We start from the raw sequence: 20609 nt of genomic DNA on the forward strand, positions 1-20609 counted from the left end.
GACCATTCCATGAAACGACATGCCCTTTTCCTGGCCCTGACAGCATTGGGCCTTACCATGACTGCTCCCGCTTTCGCGCAATCCGACAGCCGCGATGCGCAAATCAAAGCATTGAAGACGCTGGTCGAGAAGCAGCAACAGCAGCTCAATCAACAACAGCAAGACCTGCAGCAGCTACATGCCGCCCTCTCGCAACTGGAGAATCAGCAGACGGCGCAGCAAGCGCAGATCCAGCAAACCCAACAAGCCCAGGCGCAAGTACAGAACCAAGTGCAGAGCGTGGTGGCTGCGGCGCCGGCCAAGCCGGTTTTCAGCAGTGCACCGGGGCTTTCGGTCGCGTTCCACGGCTTCATCGATGCCACTGCTTTCAGCCAGAACAGGAGCTTCACCTTCGGCAATGGCCAGAACGCCGAATATCCCATTCCAGGAAGCACCGGCAACCTCAGCGGCGTGGATGTACGCAATACACGCTTCTGGTTCGACCTGACCGGCGCGAAGATCGCAGGTAACTGGACCGGCGGCGCACATCTGGAAATGGATTTCTTCGGCGGCAACAACGGTACCGGCGGCTATTCACAAGAGCAGCCACTGCCTCGCCTGCGTCAGGCCTACATGGTGCTGGACAATCCGGTGACAGGCAGCACGATCAAGATCGGCCAGCAATGGGACCTGATTTTCCCGCTTGACGATTTGCCCGATTCACTCAGTCACATCGCCTTCCCGCTGGGCTACGGCACGGGCATCATCGGCTGGCGTTTCCCCGGCATCGTGTATTCGCAGGATCTCAATCACGGTTCCAGCGGCCCGCAGTGGCGTCTTGATCTAGGTGCTTTCGAGGGAACCTGGAACGGTCCCGGCAGCCCGATCAATTACGTCAGCGCAGGGAATGCCGGATTCCGTCCACAGCTGGAAGCAAAGCTGCATATCGAAATGCCCAAGCAATGGATGCTGTTCGCGGCCGCCCACTACAGCCAGATCAACCTGAGCGGCGTAGGCGGCACGGAGCCGACACCGATCAAGCGTCAGTTCGCCAGCGACGCCTATGAAGTCGGCGGACAATGGACACCAGGGCCGTGGGTTTTCAAGAGCGTGCTTTATACCGGCCGGGGCATTCCGCAGATCTTCGGCGGCCTTTCGCAATTCGCGGACATCCGGGATAAAGGTGGTTACGTTTCGGGCGGCTACAAGTTCACGCCGAACTGGAGCGCCAACGTGTTCTATTCCATGAGCAAGCCGAATTCCAACGATGTGATTTTGTGGCTTGACCATGGCTCAACCGGCCTGCTGAAGAACCGCCAGATGGCGGCGAACGTGCAATACACCGTGGGTGACTTCGCGTTCGCGCTGGAATGGATCCACGCCATTCTCAACAGCACGACAAATGGCGAGAATCGCACCACGACCAGCGGCAATCAGGTCAACCTCAGCGCCATGTACAAATTCTGATATGTGCAGCAACGGCCTCCCCTTGCTCGGCGAGGGGAGGCTTATCCAGAGCCTGTTACCCTATTGGCCCAAACAGCTCCCAGCGCCAGCCACGCCAACAGGGCAAACAGGCCCTAGTCAAAGCAAGAAGCAGAAACTACCGCTGCGCCTGCGCCGTTTCCAAGGCGCCGTAACCGCCGCCCAACGCATCGATCAAGCGAACCGAAAGATCGGCCTGCTGGCTTTCCAAAGCAGCCAGCCGCTGATCGGCAAGCAATAGCTGTTGACGGCTTGCCAGCGGCGTCAATGGGCCGCTGACACCTCCCTTGTATGCGGACAATGCATCGTGCCAGCTCTTTTCCGCATCTTGCTTGGCCCGCTTTTCCAGGGTGATCTGATCGCGCACCGAAGAAAGCGCCGAAACCAGATCGGACACTTCGTTCAATGCACCGATCAGTAAGCTGTTGTAATGCGCGACGGCTTCGTCGTAACGGGCATCGGCGCCGGTCAGATTGGCGCGCAGGCGTCCACCGTCGAAGATGGGAAGTGTCAGGGCGGGAGCGACGTCATACGTACGTGCCGGCAATTGGAACACGTTGGTGCTGCCGCCGACGGCGATAAAACCGGCCATGGCAGTCAAGCTGATATTGGGCAGAAATTGCGTCCTGGCAGCTTTGATGTCCTTGGAAGCAGCCTCGACCTGCCAGCGTGCCGCGACCAGATCAGCGCGACGCCCAAGCAAGTCCACACTCAGTTTGTCCGGTACAGCCACAAGACCCGCATCGAGTATGTGCGGACGCGTGATGCTCAATCCGCGATCAGGCCCCTCACCCAACAAGACGGAAAGACTGCTGCGCGCTGCGTCGATGGCCCGTTCCGCCTGTGCTTTCTGTTGTTCGGCGCTCGCCACTTGCGAATCAGCAAATGCCTCTTGCTGTGGTGTGCCGAGACCGCCGGCAACCAGACGACGTGTCAAGCTCAAGGTCTGACTGGTGCGCTGCAGCTCGCCTTCGGCAACATCTTTCTGCGCGAAGGCATAACCAAGATTCACGTATGCGCGCGCTACATTGACGGATAGCTGGATACGTGCCGCGCGAGTCTCGATTTCCGCGGCCCGGCTTCGACCTAACGCAGCTTCCCACGCGGCACGTTTACCGCCCCAGAGATCCAGGTCCCAAGAAAAACCGGCTGTGACGGATTTGCTCCAGGCGAACGTACCCAGGGCATAACTGGGATAAACCGGATCTTTGCTGGAAAGACGTGCACCGATGGCGCTGGCATCCAGTTCGGCTTGCGGCAAGCGCGTGGCGTTGATGCTGTCCGCCACCGCTTGTGCCTGTCGTGCGCGTGCTTCCGCTTCAGCAAGAGTGGGGCTGTTTTTCAGGGCTTCGTCGATCAGTGCGGTCAGTTGGGGGTCGCCGAAGCCGATCCACCAATCATGCGATGGCCATGCTGTGGGACTGAGCGGTACGCCACGAAAACTCTGCTCGCTCTTGAGGTTGTTCGGATCCATCATCTTGCCGGTGGCATGCCGGCCGCCGGGTGTAGCGCAACCGCTCAGCACGGTACCCAGTGCCCATAGCAGAGCAATAGACGATGTGCGCAACGAGAGATTCATGATTCTGTGCATGGCGCGTTCACCGTGATGCCGCAGCGTCGTGCTGTGCGCCAGGATGCACGATCAAGGTTGCGGTTTCGCCTGCGACCAGCACCGTATTCGGCGGCATATGATCGGTATCGATGCGGACCCGCACCGGCACGCGCTGCGCCAGACGCACCCAGTTGAACGTGGGATTGATGTTGGCCAGCAAATCGTTGCTGGTGGGATCGACAGCACCTGCAATGCCACGCGCAATACCCTCTACGGTGCCGTGCAGATGCACGCCACCGCTCATCAGGCGGATGTCGACCGGATCGCCAATGCGAAGATGCGGCAGCTTGGTTTCCTCGAAATAGCCGTCCACCCAGAACGAATGACGATCGATCAAGGCGAGTCGCGGTGCACCGGCGCTGGCATAGTCACCGACGCGCACCAGCAGGTTGGTCACATAACCGTCCACGGGTGCGCGCACTTCCGTGCGCTGAAGATTGAGTACCGCAGTAGCGAGTGCTGCCTGCGCTTGTTTCACCGCGGCCAATGCCTGCTGCTGCGCGGCAACCGCCTGCTCAACACCGGCACGCGCCCGGTCCAGGGTTGCCCGCGCGGCGTCCGCCGTGGCGCGCGCATTGGCGATGTCTTCGCTGGATACCACGTCCTTCAAATTCTGGCGCCGCCTGGACTGCTCCGCATACATGGAAAAATTGGCCTGGCCTTGCGCCGTGCTGGCTTTCGCCGCGTCAACATTCGCACCTGCCGCTGCCACAGCCGCCTGCGCCGCGGCGAGATTGGCCTTGGCCTGCGCCAATGCATCGGCATAACGCGCGCGATCGATCACGAACAATACGTCCCCTTTTTTCACGGCCTGGTTGTCGACCACATTGACCGCCGTGACCAGGCCGGGCACATCCGGCGCGATACGGACCACATAGGCGCGTATACGTCCGTCGCGCGTCCACGGTGAATACATGTAATGGCGCCAAAGGCTGTATCCGATAAGCACGGCAAGCAGCACGATGACAGTAGTGATGGCGATACGGATGTAGAAGGTGTTTTTCATAAGAGTGTGTTGAAAAGACTTTCCCGTCGATCAGTAGACGAGCAGCGCAATGCCGCCGAAGACGCAAACAAAGAACGCCAGGCGGAACAATGCGGGATGCCATACGAAGCGATAAAGCCCATAGCGCCCTACGATCCAATCAAACAGTAGAAGCAGCGCGATCGACAGTACGAACCACACCAGCAATCCGGGAACAAGCACTCCGCCGAGGGCTATTTCACGTGGCATGGGCAACTCCTTCGGCCATAGGTGGCGCTGGCATGTAAGGAGCCAGCACGGATTTTTCGTCTAGCAGCGCGAGGCGCAACAAATGCAAATGATCCAGCAAGCGCCGCGTGGCTTCGTCGCCATCGGTCATGACTGTTGCAGCGCTCACCGCATCCCGCGCAAGCTGGTACGCCGCCGTGTCAGGTTGTTCGTAAAGTTGGGCGATGGCGTAAACGGCGCGATCGATGGATTCGCGGATGTCTTCGGGCAATCGGCGCTGGGCCATGTCGTTGCGCAGTTCGATCAAGGTCCGCCCGACTTCATGCACGGACAACGCCCACGCCAGCAGACTGCGCGAGGCCTGGCTGCCGCGCTCGGTCTGCGCGACGACCTGGCCGAACAAATCGTGATTGACGCTCTCGAAGCGGCTACGCAAGCCGGGCAATGGCCCAGTCGCGGCCAGGCCGACCTGGCGACGCAGGCGCTCGAGCTGGCGGCGAATGAACCATACGCTGCCAATGGCGGGCGGAACGAATACGAAAGCGGCACCTGCCGCAGCGACGGCGGCAAGCTGAGCAAGTGCATCATTCATAAAACGCACTGCGTCGAAATTCATCGGATTGCTTACCGCCAGCAGATTGATAAAGCCCAGGCAGTATCCGAGGCTCATGGGGGCGGTCTTCGGCCACATCATCATGATCAGACCCACCATCAGAAACGGAGCAGAGCCGGCGATGAGCAGCATGTAGCCGTCCATCTGGGTCAACACGAAGAACTTGCAGATGAAGGCCGCCGACACGCCGATCAGGTAGCCGACAAAGGTCCCCTTCACCGCCTGCGTGGGATTGGGGGCCGATGCAAACAAGCCGGCGAATACGGTCGCCAGCAACATCATGGACGATCCGTAGGGCCACGCCGAACTTATCCAGAAGACACTCAATGCCAGCATGGTGGCGGTGGTGCGCAGCATCGCCAGGCCCGCACCCAGAAAATCGTTGCCGCGCTCGAAACGTACCCGTTCGGCCGTCCCTGAAAGTCTCGGAGCTTGCAGTACCGATGCCGTGTCCACGTAGGCGAAGAGTTCATCGGCAAAGCGGTCGATCAACGTAAGTCCCGTGTCGAAATCGAGCACGTCATTGTCAGACACCATGCTTAGGCGCAAGGGCCCTTTCCGATCATTCATGGCTTGTCGGGCATTATCCAGCCGCGGTAGCAGCACGCGCGCCGCCGCACCGGCTTGGATTGGTGCATTGAGCGCTTCGCAAAGGGGGCGGTAGAGTTCGATCAGCGCATTCGCCGGCACATCGTGATGCCTGCGTTTCAGGCGGTTGATCAGGTGGTGCAGTGTTTGCAGGCTGGTCGAGGCCGCCATGAAGCGTTGATTGAACAGCAGCATATGTCCGCTGCGTGCCCGCGTTTCCGGATCTTCGAAAATGACCGAACTGCGAAGGTCCTCCAGGGTGACCGCATCTCGCACAAACCGAAGATGCGCGTTCTCCAGGTCGCTGCGAGCGACCTTCCCTGCCATGGCCCGCCGTATGAATTCGATGAAATTGGCAAACTGGGCGCGTGCAGTGCGTCGCAGGTCATCGCGGATGCGACTGGGAAAGAAGATGTCGCTGACGAATGCCGATACCGCCAGCGCCAGCAGTACCTCGCTGAGACGCCAGACGGCAGAGTCGAACACTTCCAGCGGGTTGTTGATGACCGGCAACGCCACGATGGCCGCGGTATATCCCGCCAGCACGAACGAATACGCCTTGAAATTGCGATACAGCGTTGCGCCACCTGCGCATGCACCGACCCACACTGATAAAGCCGACAGGAACAACACGCGTTGCTGAGGGAAAAGCGCGACGATCAGAAAACCCGCCAGTGCACCAACCAATGTTCCCATCGCACGATAAAAACTCTTGGCCAGCACCATTCCGGTCTGGCGGTTGGCCACAATGACGGCAGTCAGCATCGCTGTTGCCGGCTGCGGCAGTTCCAAACGCATGGCCAACCAGCCGGTAAGGTAGATGGCCAACAGCGACTTGCCTACGAAAAGCCAGGTGACGGCTTCATCGCGAAAGCTTTGCACTAAGGCTTCGCGCCTTCCACCCTTCACCGCATCCACGTCGGTTACGGACATGACCATGACTTCCTCAGTCTGCCAACCCACCTAGAAACTTCTTCAACAGCTTTTCGAGCTGAATCTGTTCCGAAACTGTCAGGTGCCGTCCTTGCCGTGCCAACAACTGGCATATATCCGGAAGCAGCCCCTCGATCAACACGTGCCCCTTCGGCGTCAAGCTCAATTCGATCTTGCGGCGATCATCCGTGCTGGCGTGGCGGGCGATCAGGCCCTTTTCCGTCAGCTCGTTGGTCAGACGGGTGATATTGGCCGATTTCTCGCCTGCCGCATCCGCCAGTTCCGATGGAGACATCGTACCGCTGGCCGTGCCATACAACATCATCAACAAGTTGTACTCGGGATGATTGATGCCGTATGGTTTCAGCACATTGTTCGCGTCGTCATGCAACTGCTTGTGGATGTGCTTGATCAGGCGCACCAAGACACCTGGACGACGCGGAAAATCGGGGTAGCGACGACAGGTGACGGCCAGCCGCTGTTCGGTGGAAGCGAAATCGGTCACGGCTACTTCTCCCGGCAAGTACTTTATATGTATATATTACATAAATGTACTATTTATTTGCAAACAAGCAGCCTGGGATAAAACAGCGTATGGCACGGTAGAACGTATCGCGGTCAGGCGTTTGCCGCGAGTTCCTCGCGCGCCTGCATGGCAAGCTCGAAAGAGCGCTTGCGCAGGGTATGATCGAAGACATTCGCCGTCACCATCAGTTCGTCCGGACGATGACGGTCGATAAAGGCAGCCAGCCCTTCCCGCACGGTCGCGGGCGAGCCGATGATCGCGCATGACAAAGCGTGTTCGACCATGTGCTTTTCGGCGGGTGTCCAAAAATGTTCGATGTCGTCGATAGGTGGCGGGATCAGTCCCGGGCGGCCGCGTCGCAAATTGACGAAACTCTGCTGCTGCGTGGTGAAGAGACGCTGCGCTTCCCGATCGCTCTCGGCCGCCACGACATTGACGCCCAGCATGGCATGGGGTTTGGCAAGCCGCGCAGAAGGCTTGAAATCGCGGCGATAGATCATCAACGCTTCGTCCATCGCGTCAGGCGCAAAGTGTGAAGCGAACGCATAGGGCAAACCAAGCGCCGCCGCGAGCCTGGCGCCGAACAGACTGGAACCCAGCAACCATACCGGCACATCGATGCCGGCACCCGGCACGGCACGCACAACCTGGCCCGGAACGGCAGGCTCGAAAAACGCGAGCAGTTCCTGCACGTCCTGGGGAAAGGTATCTGCGCCCTCGAAATAGCGGCGAAGCGCCCTGGCTGTCGGCTGGTCCGTCCCAGGCGCACGCCCAAGTCCCAAGTCGATACGCCCGGGATAGAGCGAAGCCAAGGTGCCGAACTGTTCCGCTACCTGCAAAGGCGCATGGTTAGGCAGCATGATGCCGCCTGCCCCCACCCTGATCCGCGAGGTACCACCCGCCACGTAACCGATCAGCACCGCCGTCGCCGCACTGGCGATACCAGGCATGTTGTGGTGCTCGGCCAGCCAATAACGTTGGTAACCGAGTTGCTCGGCCCGGCGAGCCAGATCCAGCGAATTAGCGAAGGCCTGGGTGGGCGTGCTGCCTTCCGTGATGGGGGCAAGGTCGAGGACGGAAAACGGGATCATGAGCGGAGTCTTCGGGGACGAAGCTCATCATCTGGGGACGTTTACTGATGATGCCAAGCGGTGTGGCGTGTGCCTTTTGCGCGCGTGGCACGAGTTGCACCCGCAGACGCTTGCAGGCAACCCTGCCCTTGCACGCGGGACAGAGACTCGCTTGAAGCGTTCAGTCAAGTATCCCGTCAAAACGACTGCAGCGGCGGGTACTCGGCGGTGAAATCGTTATCCCACAGAAAATTGGTGAACGTCAGCGTGGCGGAGATTTCCAGTCCCTCCACGAAATGCCAACAACCTACGGGTAGAAACAGCAACTCGCCCGGATTCAAAGTACAGGAAAGCACTTGTACGTCGGCCATGCGTGGATAGCGCTGAAGATCAATCTGTCGCGCGTCAACGGGTGTAAAGCAATGTTCATGGTTGTAGACGTGTGCAATCTCGCAAGGCGGCATCAGCAGAATGCGCTTGCTCCCGATCACTTGCGCCATGAAGTTGTTGGTGAGATCGTGGTGGAACGGTGTGATCGTTCCCGGCGGCCCGAGCCAGAGGAAGCCGCGAGAGCCCCCGTTGCTGTTGAGGTATTCGGGAATCTGCACGACATCCTCCCAGAGTTCGGAGAGCGCCGTGCAATTTTTCCCCTCGTTATAGGCCGTCATATAGAAATCGTTGCTGCGGCCCGCCTGGCGCACCATCTCGATGAAGTCGCCAAATAACATGGTCTTGCGATGGACCGTCTTGCGTATTTCGTACTGGGCGTCGCTATCGCGACCGAACTGGATTTCCACTTCGCGATCGCCACAACGCTGCTTGAAATAATCCAGGCCCCACTTCGCCAGCGCCGGCCAGTCTTCCATCATGCCGGTGATGATGACGGGGCGTCCGGCCGTGTAGTACGCATCGAAAAATTCATCGCGGGACAGCTTGTGGCGTCGAGGTACTTCTGCACTGCGCAGGCGATTCATGCGACGCTGCGTTTCGAGCACCCAATCATGCTTGGCCAGGCGGTTGCGCAAACGCTGCGCGCCGACGATATAAGGGCTTGCCATGGCCTGCTGCAGTTCTTGCATGGCTTCTTCGGGCGGGACGCCGGCACGCATCATCTGCTCATAGATGCCCTGCGGCGGACCATCCAGCAACAGGTTTTCCGCAATCCAGCGTCGCCATTCGTTGTCGACATGGACAACCGGCCTCAACTCCACCTGAGCCATAACACACTCCCTCGCATACGCCATCCGGCGTTGGGGGCGAGCTTAGCGCGTTTCGCGCCGGGAGAAAGGGGGCTGAGGCACCAGAATGACTGGCCACCATGCATCCATGTCCGGCCAGGAAAAGCTTTGGGCTTCCGGCCAAACAGGCGGAACACGCCCGTCCCCAGAATGGCTTCACCCACTACTCTGCGAGTGCGGCATCCACAATGCCCTGGGCCTCGCGCAGGATTTCCTGCAAGTGCGCTTCGCTCTTGAAACTTTCACCGTACACTTTGTAGATATCCTCGGTGCCCGAGGGTCGTGCGGCGAACCAGCCGTGTTCGGTGACGACCTTGATACCGCCGATCGGCGCGTCGTTGCCAGGCGCACGATCCAGCACTTGGCTGATTTTTTCCCCGGCGAGTTCGTCGCTCTGCAGCTGCCGCGGCGAAAGCTTGGACAAACGTGCTTTCTGCTGGGCGGTGGCGACCGCATCGACACGACTGGAATAAGGCCGGCCCAGCGCTTCGGTGAGTTCACTGTAGAGCTGGCCCGGATCCTTGCCGGTACGGGCCGTCATTTCCGCCGCCAGCAGGCCCGGCACGATGCCATCCTTGTCGGTGGTCCAGACGGTACCGTTGTGGCGCAGCATGGAGGCACCGGCACTTTCCTCGCAGCCGAACCCTAGCGATCCCTCAAACAAACCGTCGGCGAACCACTTGAAGCCGACCGGCGCTTCATAGAGTACGCGGCCAAGGCGCCTGGTAACGCGGTCGATCATCGAACTGCTGACCACGGTCTTGCCGACGCGAGCCTCGGCCGTCCATTGCGGGCGATGCTGGAACAGGTAGTCCACCATCACGGAAAGATAGTTATTGGGCGGCATCAGGCCACTGCTGCGCGCCACGATGCCGTGACGGTCATGATCGGTATCACAGGCGAATGCCACGTCGTACTGATCCTTCAGCCCGATCAGGCGCTGCATGGCGTAGGGCGAGGAAGGATCCATGCGGATCTTGCCGTCCCAATCCACTGTCATGAAACGGAAGGTCGGATCCACCGTTTCACTGATGACAGTCAGATCGATGCCATAGCGCTGAGCGATTGGCCGCCAGTAATGCACACCAGCGCCACCCAGTGGATCGACAGCCATATGCACACCCGCCTGCCTGATCACGTCGAAGTCGATGATGTTCTTGAGGTCGTCGACGTAGCGCGTCAGGAAGTCGTATTCCTGCACCAGGCTGGAACGCCTGGCCTGCCGATAACTCATGCGCTTGACGCCGGCCAGGCGGCTTTCGAGCAGCGCATTGGCGCGCTGCTGGATCCAGCTGGTGACATCCGTTTCCGCCGGCCCGCCGTTGGGCGGGTTGTACTTGAAACCGCCATCGCTCGGCGGATTGTGCGAGGGGGTGACGACGATCCCGTCTGCAAGACCATCCAGCCGGATGCGGTTATGCGCAATGATCGCCCGCGACACGGCCGGCGTAGGCGTGAATTCACCGCCTGCGGAAACGGCGACCGCCACGTCATTGGCAACCAGCACTTCAAGCGCGCTCTCGAACGCCGGCTGAGCCAGCGCGTGCGTATCGATACCGATATACAACGGGCCACTGATGCTTTTCTGGCGACGGTAATCGCATATGGCCTGGGTGATGGCCAGCACGTGCCACTCGTTGAAACTGCGGTCGAACGAAGACCCGCGATGACCGGAAGTACCGAAGCTTACGCGTTGCGTGGGATCGGAGGGATCGGGACGCAGCTGGCTGTATGCATCCAGCAATGTCGTCACGTCCACCAGCATGTCTTCTGGCGCTGGCTTGCCTGCGCGTGCATCGACTTTGGGGCTCACGTGCAAGGTTCCTCTTGGGCTGTGAGATCTCCCCTTCCCTGGCCTGGCAAGAGAAGGACTTGATCCTTGATGGGCATCGCCCATTATCGGCGACCGTATATCAACCCTTCGTCTGTGCAGGGGTTTATCGGTCGCAGTCCATTCAGGCTGGTGCCCGTGCCCATTCAGCCGCCAAGTGCTGCAGGTCGGCGATCGCATCGATGCTGTAATCCGGCGCGGGCAGGATCTCCGCCATGCTTGCCTGTGCCGCGTAATGCCCTTGGCGCACGAACACCGTAGTGAGCCGATCGCCGAGTTTGAGCTTCATCGTCGCCAGCAGGTTCGGCTTGTCATCCACCATCACATAGCGGTCTGCCGGATAACGCTGCTGCATGACATCCAGCGCGAGTTCCTTGTGGACGAAGATCAGCACGTCGCCGCGAACCGCAGCATGGATACCTGCACGTTCCACCTTGCGGGGCTGGAACACGATATCGCCATCGGATAGGACCACCGCACGTCCCAACGTATTCAAATATTCGATCGCCGCCAGTGCGTCAGGAAAGACCCGCTGCTCAAACGGATAGTCGAGCAGCCATGATGACATGGCCAGGAGGCCAGATCGCGCATCGCTTTCACGCCGGAAACGCTGGAGTGCACCCAGATAATCAGCGTAGCCCTCCCCCTGCCGCAATTGTTCGTACAGGGCCCAATAGCGGTCGCATTCCGCCTGCCCGAATTGCTGGATCAATTGCGCATGCAGGTCAGCGCCGAAGCGGTCGTTGTCGAGCAAGGTATTGTCGACGTCGAGCAGAAATACCGTGGAAGATGTTGCCTTGGCGTCAGTCACAAATAGAAGTCCACATGATGCTCGCCGCCATCATCGATGAGCGGCAGCCGGTCACCTTCGATCGGCCTGCCGTTGACCATAATGCGACGCGATACCGATTCGGCGCGGGAAGCATGCACCGTGATCTGGTAGTCGGTCTCGCGGTGCCGGTAGTTCAAGCCGTAGTCCGACCAGTCTGGCGGAAGAACCGGGTCGATGTACAGGCTTTCGCCTTCGACGCGCAAACCAAGCAACGACTCCATGATCAGGCGGTACATCCAGCCGGCCGAACCGGTGTACCAGGTCCAGCCACCGCGTCCCTGATGAGCACTGCCGTAATAGACATCGGCGGCAATGACGTATGGTTCGACCTTATACACGTCGATACGCCCCTCCCCGCTGCCGTGCGTGATGGGGCTGATCATGTGCGTCAATTCCCACGCACGCCGCGCATCGCCCAACGCGGCAAACGCCATCGTGGCCCATACTGCTGCATGGGTATATTGCCCGCCGTTCTCACGCACGCCGGGCACGTAGCCCTTGATGTAGCCGGGATCCATCGCGCTGCGATCGAACGGCGGATCCAACAACTGGATGATGCCCGCCTCGCGTTTCACCAAATGCTTGTCCAGCGATGCCATCGCCTGGCGACGGCGTTCCGCTGGCGCTGCCTTCGACAGCACGGCCCAACTTTGCGCAATCGAATCGATACGGCACTCTTCGTTTTGCTGTGACCCAAGCGGCGTGCCATCGTCGAAGTAGGCGCGCCGATACCATTCGCCATCCCAGGCGTGCTCTTCGAGATTGGCAGCAAGCTTGGCGGCCTCATCCTCGCAATGTTTGGCGAAGGTCTCGTCATCATGGCGTCGTGCCGTTCCAGCAAACGATATCAGCACGTCGTAAAGAAAGAAGCCAAGCCAGACACTCTCGCCCGTGCCTTGCTCACCCACCTTGTTCATGCCGTCGTTCCAATCACCCGTGCCGATCAGCGGTAAACCATGAGGGCCACGTGCCATGCTCCGCTCGATGGCGCGGACGCAATGCTCGTACAACGTCGCCTGTTGCGACGAGCGCACCGGCAGATCGTAGTAGGACTCCTCATCGTGCTTGACTGGCCGTCCTTCTATGAAGCCGACGCGCTCATCCATCACACCCGTATCGTGCGTGGTATGCACGTAGCGGCTCAAGGCCAACGGCAGCCAGAGATAATCGTCGGAACAATGCGTGCGCACGCCGCGATCGGAAGGCGGATGCCACCAGTGTTGTACATCGCCGTCCACGAACTGATGCGCCGCGCATAGCAGCAAGTGCTGCCGCGCGCTGTAGGGGCTGGCGTGTACCATGGCCATCGAGTCCTGCAATTGATCGCGGAAGCCGAATGCCCCTCCCGATTGGTAGTAACCGCTGCGCCCCCAGAAGCGGGCGGCGATCACTTGGTACATCAACCATCCATTCGCCAGCGCATTGATCGCTGCGTCAGGCGTTTTCACCTGCACCTTGCCTAAGGTCCAGCGCCAATGCATGCGTGCTTCATCCAGCGCCGAGGCGGCCGCCTTTGCACCACGATAACGCTGTGCAAGATCGCTGGCTCCCTTGGCGTCGCGTGCGGCGCCGAGGCGGAACACCACTTCTCGTGCTTCATCTTTGCCGAGTTCAATCGGCACCTGGATCGCTGCGCAAGGGTCGAGCCCTGGCCCGAGGCGGCCGGACAATCCGCTGCGCTCCATCGCGGCAGGTGTACGGAGGTTACCGTTGCGGCCCAGAAATTCCATGCGATCACAGGTCACACTGCGCGTCGTGGCATCGGCGTCGAAAAAAGCCACCCGTTCGGGGAACTCTGTGTTGTAGGCGTTACGTGCCAGCAACGCCCCCGTCACCGGATCGGATTCGGAAACGATATGCATCGCATACTTGTTGCGCATATCGCCAAGCACCCATTCCACATAGCCGGTCGCAGAGAGACGCCTGGCGCGCGCCGAGCGATTGTGCACGCGCAACACCATGAATTTCACTGCCGCATGCGATGCCACGTAGACCCAGAGTTCGGAATGAATACCGTCCTCGATATGCTCGAACACGGAGTAACCGAAGCCGTGCCGCGTGACGTAGGTGCCCTTGCCCCGATGCGGCCACGGCGAAGGCGACCAATAGCGGCCGCTCTCCTCGTCACGCAGGTATATCGCTTCGCCACAGCTGTCGCTGACCGGATCGTTGTGCCATGGCGTCAATCGAAATTCGTGTGAATTCTCGCTCCAGGTATAAGCGCTTCCCGCTTCGGATACGACGCAACCGAACTCGGGATTCGCCAGCACGTTGGCCCAGGGCGCAGGCGTATGGCGGCCGGAACGTTGCACGATCACGTACTCGTTGAGATCGGGCGAGAATCCGCCATAACGGTTGGTGAGCTGCAAGGTATCGAATGCGCGCTGAGCGAGTTCTTCCGATGCGTCGGATGCTTGCGGCGTAGTCGTCTTGCTGACGTTGAGCGGTGGAAGCTGCGCTTCCACGCGGCGACGCTCCACTTGTTCGGCCAGTGTGCCGCGATTGTCGTACAGCACAATACGCGCGACCGATTGCACCAGAATGCGATCTTCTACCGACAATTGCTGCGAAGGACGGACGAAGATACCGCCCGGACGATCGATCAGGCTCGCCTCGGCGCTCGATGTAATCAAGCCGATGATCAAATCCTGCAATTCTTGCCGATAGCCCGCCAGGTCCTCGTTCCAGATCACCAGGTCTACTGTCAGACCCTTCAGGCGCCAATACGCATGTGCCTGAACGAGCTGCCGCACTAGCTCGATATTGGCGATATCACTGATACGCAATAGCACAATCGGTACATCGCCCGAGATGCCCTGTCCCCACAGTCCGGATTGACCGCGTCGATTGGCCTGCAGCACACCCGCCTCGGCGCGCATCAATGTGTTGGCGTACAAAATGGAAGCCGCCATCCGCTCGTACAGCCTGGCATTGGCATGCGTGGCATTCAGCTGTTGCAGCAAGACCTGGCTATGCGTCCAGGACAATTCGAACACACGATCGGCAAGGTGGCGGTCGCGGTATTTTTCCACCAGATGCAAACAGGTTTCCCTGCTATCGGTCATGCCGGTGGCGATGTCGACAGTGGCCGACTGCTCCGGCGGCAAGGTCATGCGCACGCGGATGGCGACGACGGGATCGAGCACGGAGCCGACCGAATTCGAAAGCTGTGCATGCGATTCCAGCCGGCTCAAGGCCAACGGACGAGCGATGCTGCGACCGCGACCCACGAATTTGGCGCGATCCGTTTCATAGGAAACCTCCTCCACTACTGCATCGTGCACCGCTACCACATGGCACATCCATGGCACCTGCTCGCCGTTGGCGCGCGGACGGCGCGTGCCGATCAGCGCTTGGGCGGAAGCCACCCATTCGATTTGGACAAACAGATTGCTGAAGGCTGGGTGTGAGGCATCTGCCATCGGCGGTGCGATCACCAATTCTGCAAAAGTGGTCAATTCGATCGTACGTGGGTGGCGCCCGCGATTGGTCAGCCGCACACGCCGCAGCTCTGTGTCGTCTTCCGGCGACACGACGATTTCGGTATGCGCATCGTAATGATGCTTGCGTAACCGGAACTCAGCACGCGCATCGGAAAAGATGGCTTCGTAGTGATCGGGCTTGACCAGCGTGGGCTGATAAGTCGTCGACCAGAACTCGCCTGTCTCGACATCGCGCAGATAACAGAATTGCCCCCAGTTATCACTGGTGATGTCCTCATGCCAGCGATGAATAGCCAGATCGCGGCAGCGGCTGTAACCGGCGCCGGAACTGCTCATCATCACGTGATAATGGCCGTTCGACAGCAACTGCACTGCTGGCCGCGGCATGTTGGGATCCACAAATACACGCAAGGCGGCATCGGCGGTCGGATTACCCGTCTGCAAGGTTTGCAGGTCGATGGCGTGCAGGTATTCGGTTGCATTGCGTGGCACGCGCTCCTGCAACAGTAAGGCCACGGCACGGAACTGCGGGTCGGTGTCGAAACGCTTTTGCATCGGCTGGTCGCGCAACAGATAGGCCAGCGACAGCAGGCTCATGCCCTGGTGATGCGCCATAAATGAAGTAACGACCGCGGCCGTCTGTCCGTGAGGTATGCGGGCAGGCGTGTAATCGATCGCTTCATAGAAGCCAAAACGCCCTTGTCGCCCTTCGGAGGTCAATCGCTCCAGGTTGGCGTAGGCTTCGACCGGCGCCACCATCAAGGCCATCACGCTGGCATACGGCGCGATCACCACGTCTTCGCCCAAGCCGCGTTTGAGCCCCAGGCCGGGCACGCCAAACGCGCGGTATTGATAGTTCAAATGCACGTCGACCGTGTTATAGCCGGACTCCGACACACCCCACGGCACACCGGCCTGCTGACCGTATTCGATCTGCCGCGCGACCGCTGCATGACAAGTTTCATCCAGCAGCGTGCCCTGGTAGCTCGGCATCACCAGCATCGGCATCAGGTATTCGAACATCGAGCCGGACCAGGACAGCAAGACCGGCTTGCCGCCTGCAGTGGTCAGCAAACGGCCGAGCGCAAACCAGCTGTCTTGCGGCAACTGTCCCTGCGCGATCGCCACGTAGCTGGCCAATCGGGCTTCTGAGGCCAACAAGTCGTAGCAGCTGGCGTCCAGGCGGCGATCGTCAACGTTGTAACCGATCGAAAGCAGCTTCTTGCGCGCGTCATAGAGAAAGCGAAAGTCCATGGATGCCAGATCGGAGATCGCCGCGGCTAGACGAAGCACCTCATCACGACGCCCTCTGGGACTCGCCGATTCACTCTCCCCGGTGCTACCGCTGATGGGCAAAACGTGTCGCAGCGTGGGAATACTTTCATGCTTCGGCAGATGCTCGGCCCACACCATCACCCGCTCCACTTCATCATGGATATCCATGATCTGTTCGCACAGCCGTGCGCACCAGAAGGCGACGTCCGAAGGGGCATCCGCGGATACGGAGGCATCCAGTGCATCGATTTTCACGTGCAGGTCCACTACCTGGACTGCTACTTGATCCAGCGATGAAGGCGGCTGTTGCGCAGCGTCCTCCAGAAATCGCTGCAAGCTGGCTATGGCGGCATCGGAGCGGCCATCCGGCAACGCATCGCGCAAGAGCGTCAGTGTATCGTGCAGCCCTTCGAAAAGACGCACATGGAATAGCGGCTCGTCCAGCAACGCCAGCAGCCCCGGACGAAGCGTCAGCAAGTGTGCAGCGAAATTGCCGCTATCTACCGACGAGACATAATTCGGTGTCAACGGCTCCAGTGTGAGCGTGTCATACCAGTTATAGAGATGCCCGCGATAACGGGACATGGTTTGTAGCGTTTGCACCGTCTTACCCAGCCGGTCAAGCAAACGCCCGGTGGTGATGTATCCAAAATCGTAGGCGGCCAGACAGGAAAGCATGCCCAGGCCGATATTGGTTGGCGAGGTTCGATGCGCGACCACGGCAGTGGGAACTTCCTGCACGTTATCGGGTGGTAGCCAGTGGTCCTCCGGTCCGACATAGGTCTCGAAGAAAGCCCAGATGCGTCGAGCTACGCCACGCAAGAACTGCAGCTGCCGGCTATTGGGTGCGAAAACGATTTCCTTGCGCCGCTGACTGGACCACTGCACCAGGGCAGGTCCGACCAGCCACAGCAACAGGATAGGCAGCGCCGGCGCCAAGGTTTCGGGCTGATGCCGCCAGACCGCGATTCCCGCGCCCACTGCAAGCACGGGATTGCTCCACATCACGCGATAGGTACGCGTGGTGGCGCGCCGGCCTTCTTGCTCGACATCGCGAGACGTCCGCCACTGCAGCAGATTGCGCCGACTGACGACCATCCGCCACAGCGTGCGCGCAATGGCATCCAGGCTGTAGCACGCTTCGTGCGGCAAGGTCGTCAAGCTGAAAAGAGAGCGCGCAATATGTTGAACGGCCGGCATTACCGCCGTTCTCAGATGCGAGCGCATGGTCATTTCTTCAGGTTTCTGCACGATTGCCAGCAGCGCCGAGAGCAGCGGCAACGTGAACAGAAGCGCCAGGATGGCGACCGTCCACACAATCGGCTGTGCAAAGCAAAGCCATGCAAGCAGGAACAGCGCCACGAACGAGGGCGCTACCAGGCTGCGGCGAAGGTTGTCGAACAGTTTCCAGCGCGAAAGACCGTCGAGAGTGTTTCTGGCCCGTTTTCCTTGCGCATCCGATACTCGCGGAAGTATCCACGGCAACAGTTGCCAATCGCCGCGGATCCAGCGATGCCGACGCTGATAGTCGTTGAGGTAACTGGACGGATATTCTTCGTATAACGGCACATCGCTAAGCAAGCCCGAGCGCGCATAGCAGCCCTCGATCAGGTCATGGCTGAGAACGGTGTTTTCCGGAAAGCGATCATCCAGGGTCTGGGCGATGGCATCGACGTCATAAATGCCTTTGCCGATGAACGAACCCTCACCGAAAAGATCCTGATAGACATCCGATACCATGCGTGTATACGGATCGATGCCGACTTCGCTTCCGAACAACATGGCGTAACGTGAGCGGCCGGTGCTGGGCAGGCTGATGCCGAGCCTGGGCTGCAAAATGCCATGGCCGCGCAGCATGCGCCCTTCGGCTGCGTCATACACCGGATGATTGAGCGGATGCGCCATCACGCCGGCAAGGGTCTGCGCAGCATCACGAGGCAACTGTGTATCTGCATCGAGGGTAATGACGTACTTGACGCTACGAAGCACTTCGATCGGACCGACTACCTGCATGAAGGGGCGCATGTCGCCGGTGCGCAGGAGGGTATTGAGATCAGTGAGCTTGCCGCGCTTGCGCTCGTATCCCATCCAGATTTTGTCCGCGCGATTGAAGCGCCGCGGCCGATGAAACAGATAGAAACGATCGCCGGATCCTGGCGCATATTTGGCGTTCAAGGCGTCTACATGCTGGCGCGCCAGCTTCAAGATCGTGTTGTCCTGATCCATCCACTCGTCGGGAGCATCCTTGTAATCACTCAACAGGGCGAAGTGAATGTTCTGGTCGCGATTGGCCAGGAAATGCACTTCGAGCGCCTCGACCATGTCTTCGACATCCTGCACATCTCCAAATAGCGCCGGCACCACCACCAAGGTACGCGCAGCCGGTGGCACGCCCTGTGAAAAATCCAGGCGCGGCAACATCGTGGGCGAGATCGTGACAGTAACGATCCAGTTCACCAAACCCAGCGCGAACTGGCTGGCGGCAAGCAAGGCGGGTATCGCTACACAGGCGATGACCCACGCCGGATAACCGCCAATGCTCGCCATACGTACGATCGGCTCGGCCAACAACGCGGTAAGCAAGATGACCATGCCGAGGTACCCAAGCAACGAGCTGCGTGCCAGCCGGCGCCGCAAGCCCGTCCAGCGGCGATAGCGATAGCTGACGGCATGTTCGAGCTCGGCCAGGCCTTGGTCGACCAGGTAGTACCCCACGTGCGCCCCGATGCCCGATACCGGATGATCGGCGGCGCAATGACGTGCAAGTTCAATCGCAGCCTGGGCCACATCGCCTTCGGATTGCATACTGAAACGCGCCATCCGTTCCACGACGTGGCGGTAATGATCACGCGTAGCGAATTCCATCGTGGCGTAAACACCCGCCGGATCTTCGCGCAGGGTTTGTTCGACAATGCTGTGCCGCTCCACGAAGGCATGCCAGTCAATCGCCGAAAGATGACGCAGGCTTCCGATGCTGTTACCGACCGATACCTGATTGGCTGCCTGTTCTTGCGCTTCGAGTTGCAGTTGGTGTTCGATGCTTGAGCCGGTCTCAGCCAGCCGTTGCTCGACCCAGGTCAAAGGCATCGCAAGCACAGGGCTTTGCCCCTGCAGGCGACGGGCCAATTCGGCGACGAATGCGCTGGTCACGGGCGGATCCGAACGTGCCATATCGGCCACGCCGATCACCACGCTCTTCGGGTCTTGCTCGGCAATCTGAGTAAGGAGATCAGCCCACTCGCTCGCCTGATCGCGATAACGCCAATCCGACAGCACGCGCATGGCGGCACGGCGCAGGTTCTCGATCAAGGCTAGACGCAGCATGATCGGCACGGCCCAGAGTTCGCCCAAGGTCAACGGCTGCACCGTCTGATAGGCGGAAATGAAGCGGCTCAGGCTTTCATCGTCGACCCGGCCATCGCCATGCGAAATCGTCTCAAGTGCAAGGACGTACACGCGTGGAAAGCCGTCGGACTCGCCTTCTGCCAAACGCGGCAATTCGCGGTTGTACTGCCTGGGCAAATGCTTGCGTGCAATACGAACCTGCTCTTCGATCAGGTAGTAATTGTCCAGCAACCACTCACCTGCCGGGGAAATGCGTCGATTGTTCTTGGCAGCGGCGGTCAGCGCTTCGCAGGCTTGCAACAAGAGCGTTGCGTTGTCGTCCAGGCGCTTGAGCAAGCGGTCCGAAGAGGATCGCGGGCTGAGCTGGTGCCGTTTCGCCAAGGCGATGCCGTGCTGCTCCATCTGCTCGGCACTGAACAGCTCGGCGCGCAGTGCCGGCTCCATCGATCCCTCGCCGCCCGCCGAGTCCGCCGCCGCACGAGTGTGCAGGGCTGCTTGCAGAAGCACTGATTTGTCGATCCTCAGCATCGCTCCGATCCGGCCGTCATACCACCTTCCGCCAGAGCCTCGGGGCTCCAACGTTCTTCGCATGCCACAAGGTATGCGTCACGGTGCGCTGTAATGTA

Annotated in this window: 11 protein-coding genes; 1 reads left to right on the forward strand and 10 read right to left on the reverse strand. The window is 59.9% G+C overall.

Going from position 1 to position 20609, the window contains the following annotated elements:
• Positions 1–9 precede the first annotated feature (9 nt).
• Complete coding sequence (locus AC4HNJ_RS19655; RefSeq protein ID WP_490481307.1) at positions 10–1446, forward strand: hypothetical protein; 1437 nt, start codon at positions 10–12, stop codon at positions 1444–1446.
• A 136-nt stretch (positions 1447–1582) separates the two neighbouring features.
• On the opposite strand, the gene AC4HNJ_RS19660 is transcribed toward AC4HNJ_RS19655, so the two are convergent.
• The 10 genes from AC4HNJ_RS19660 to AC4HNJ_RS19705 all read right to left on the reverse strand — a co-directional run bounded on the left by AC4HNJ_RS19660 (position 1583) and on the right by AC4HNJ_RS19705 (position 20511).
• Positions 1583–3055 carry an efflux transporter outer membrane subunit gene (locus AC4HNJ_RS19660; RefSeq protein ID WP_490481308.1) on the reverse strand — a complete coding sequence of 491 codons (1473 nt, stop codon included), beginning with the start codon at positions 3053–3055 and terminating at the stop codon, positions 1583–1585.
• Positions 3056–3062: 7 nt separating this feature from the next.
• Complete coding sequence (locus AC4HNJ_RS19665; protein ID WP_490481309.1) at positions 3063–4082, reverse strand: HlyD family secretion protein; 1020 nt, start codon at positions 4080–4082, stop codon at positions 3063–3065.
• Between the two features lie 30 nt (positions 4083–4112).
• The gene (locus AC4HNJ_RS19670) at positions 4113–4310 is read right to left on the reverse strand and encodes a DUF1656 domain-containing protein (protein WP_490481310.1); all 198 of its coding nucleotides are present in this window, start codon (positions 4308–4310) and stop codon (positions 4113–4115) included.
• Positions 4300–6423, reverse strand: a complete 2124-nt coding sequence (locus tag AC4HNJ_RS19675; RefSeq protein WP_490481311.1) for an FUSC family protein — start codon at positions 6421–6423, stop codon at positions 4300–4302. Before AC4HNJ_RS19675 ends, AC4HNJ_RS19670 begins: the two co-directional genes overlap by 11 nt.
• Before the next feature lie 13 nt (positions 6424–6436).
• Complete coding sequence (locus AC4HNJ_RS19680; RefSeq protein WP_490481312.1) at positions 6437–6928, reverse strand: MarR family transcriptional regulator; 492 nt, start codon at positions 6926–6928, stop codon at positions 6437–6439.
• Positions 6929–7041: 113 nt separating this feature from the next.
• Positions 7042–8040 (reverse strand): LLM class flavin-dependent oxidoreductase, encoded by a 999-nt coding sequence (locus tag AC4HNJ_RS19685; RefSeq protein WP_490481313.1) that lies wholly within the window; start codon positions 8038–8040, stop codon positions 7042–7044.
• Between the two features lie 176 nt (positions 8041–8216).
• Positions 8217–9239, reverse strand: coding sequence for a cupin-like domain-containing protein (locus AC4HNJ_RS19690; RefSeq protein ID WP_490481314.1), 1023 nt, complete (start codon positions 9237–9239; stop codon positions 8217–8219).
• Between the two features lie 181 nt (positions 9240–9420).
• Positions 9421–11070, reverse strand: a complete 1650-nt coding sequence (pgm, locus tag AC4HNJ_RS19695) for a phosphoglucomutase (alpha-D-glucose-1,6-bisphosphate-dependent) (protein WP_490481315.1) — start codon at positions 11068–11070, stop codon at positions 9421–9423.
• Positions 11071–11212: 142 nt separating this feature from the next.
• Positions 11213–11899 carry an HAD family hydrolase gene (locus AC4HNJ_RS19700; protein ID WP_490481316.1) on the reverse strand — a complete coding sequence of 229 codons (687 nt, stop codon included), beginning with the start codon at positions 11897–11899 and terminating at the stop codon, positions 11213–11215.
• A complete protein-coding gene (locus tag AC4HNJ_RS19705; RefSeq protein WP_490481317.1) occupies positions 11896–20511 on the reverse strand; it encodes a glycoside hydrolase family 94 protein in 8616 nt (2871 codons plus the stop codon). Before AC4HNJ_RS19705 ends, AC4HNJ_RS19700 begins: the two co-directional genes overlap by 4 nt.
• Positions 20512–20609: the final 98 nt, after the last annotated feature.

The sequence above is a fragment of the Dyella sp. SYSU CM1112 genome, from assembly GCF_058216415.1.

Excerpts from the sequence above, each read along its gene's own strand:
- AC4HNJ_RS19670 (WP_490481310.1), bottom strand. The coding sequence starts at position 4,310 with ATGCCACGTGAAATAGCCCTCGGCGGAGTGCTTGTTCCCGGATTGCTG.
- AC4HNJ_RS19660 (WP_490481308.1), bottom strand. The coding sequence starts at position 3,055 with ATGCACAGAATCATGAATCTCTCGTTGCGCACATCGTCTATTGCTCTG.
- AC4HNJ_RS19705 (WP_490481317.1), bottom strand. The coding sequence starts at position 20,511 with ATGCTGAGGATCGACAAATCAGTGCTTCTGCAAGCAGCCCTGCACACT.
- AC4HNJ_RS19685 (WP_490481313.1), bottom strand. The coding sequence starts at position 8,040 with ATGATCCCGTTTTCCGTCCTCGACCTTGCCCCCATCACGGAAGGCAGC.
- AC4HNJ_RS19665 (WP_490481309.1), bottom strand. The coding sequence starts at position 4,082 with ATGAAAAACACCTTCTACATCCGTATCGCCATCACTACTGTCATCGTG.
- AC4HNJ_RS19675 (WP_490481311.1), bottom strand. The coding sequence starts at position 6,423 with ATGTCCGTAACCGACGTGGATGCGGTGAAGGGTGGAAGGCGCGAAGCC.
- AC4HNJ_RS19690 (WP_490481314.1), bottom strand. The coding sequence starts at position 9,239 with ATGGCTCAGGTGGAGTTGAGGCCGGTTGTCCATGTCGACAACGAATGG.
- AC4HNJ_RS19655 (WP_490481307.1), top strand. The coding sequence starts at position 10 with ATGAAACGACATGCCCTTTTCCTGGCCCTGACAGCATTGGGCCTTACC.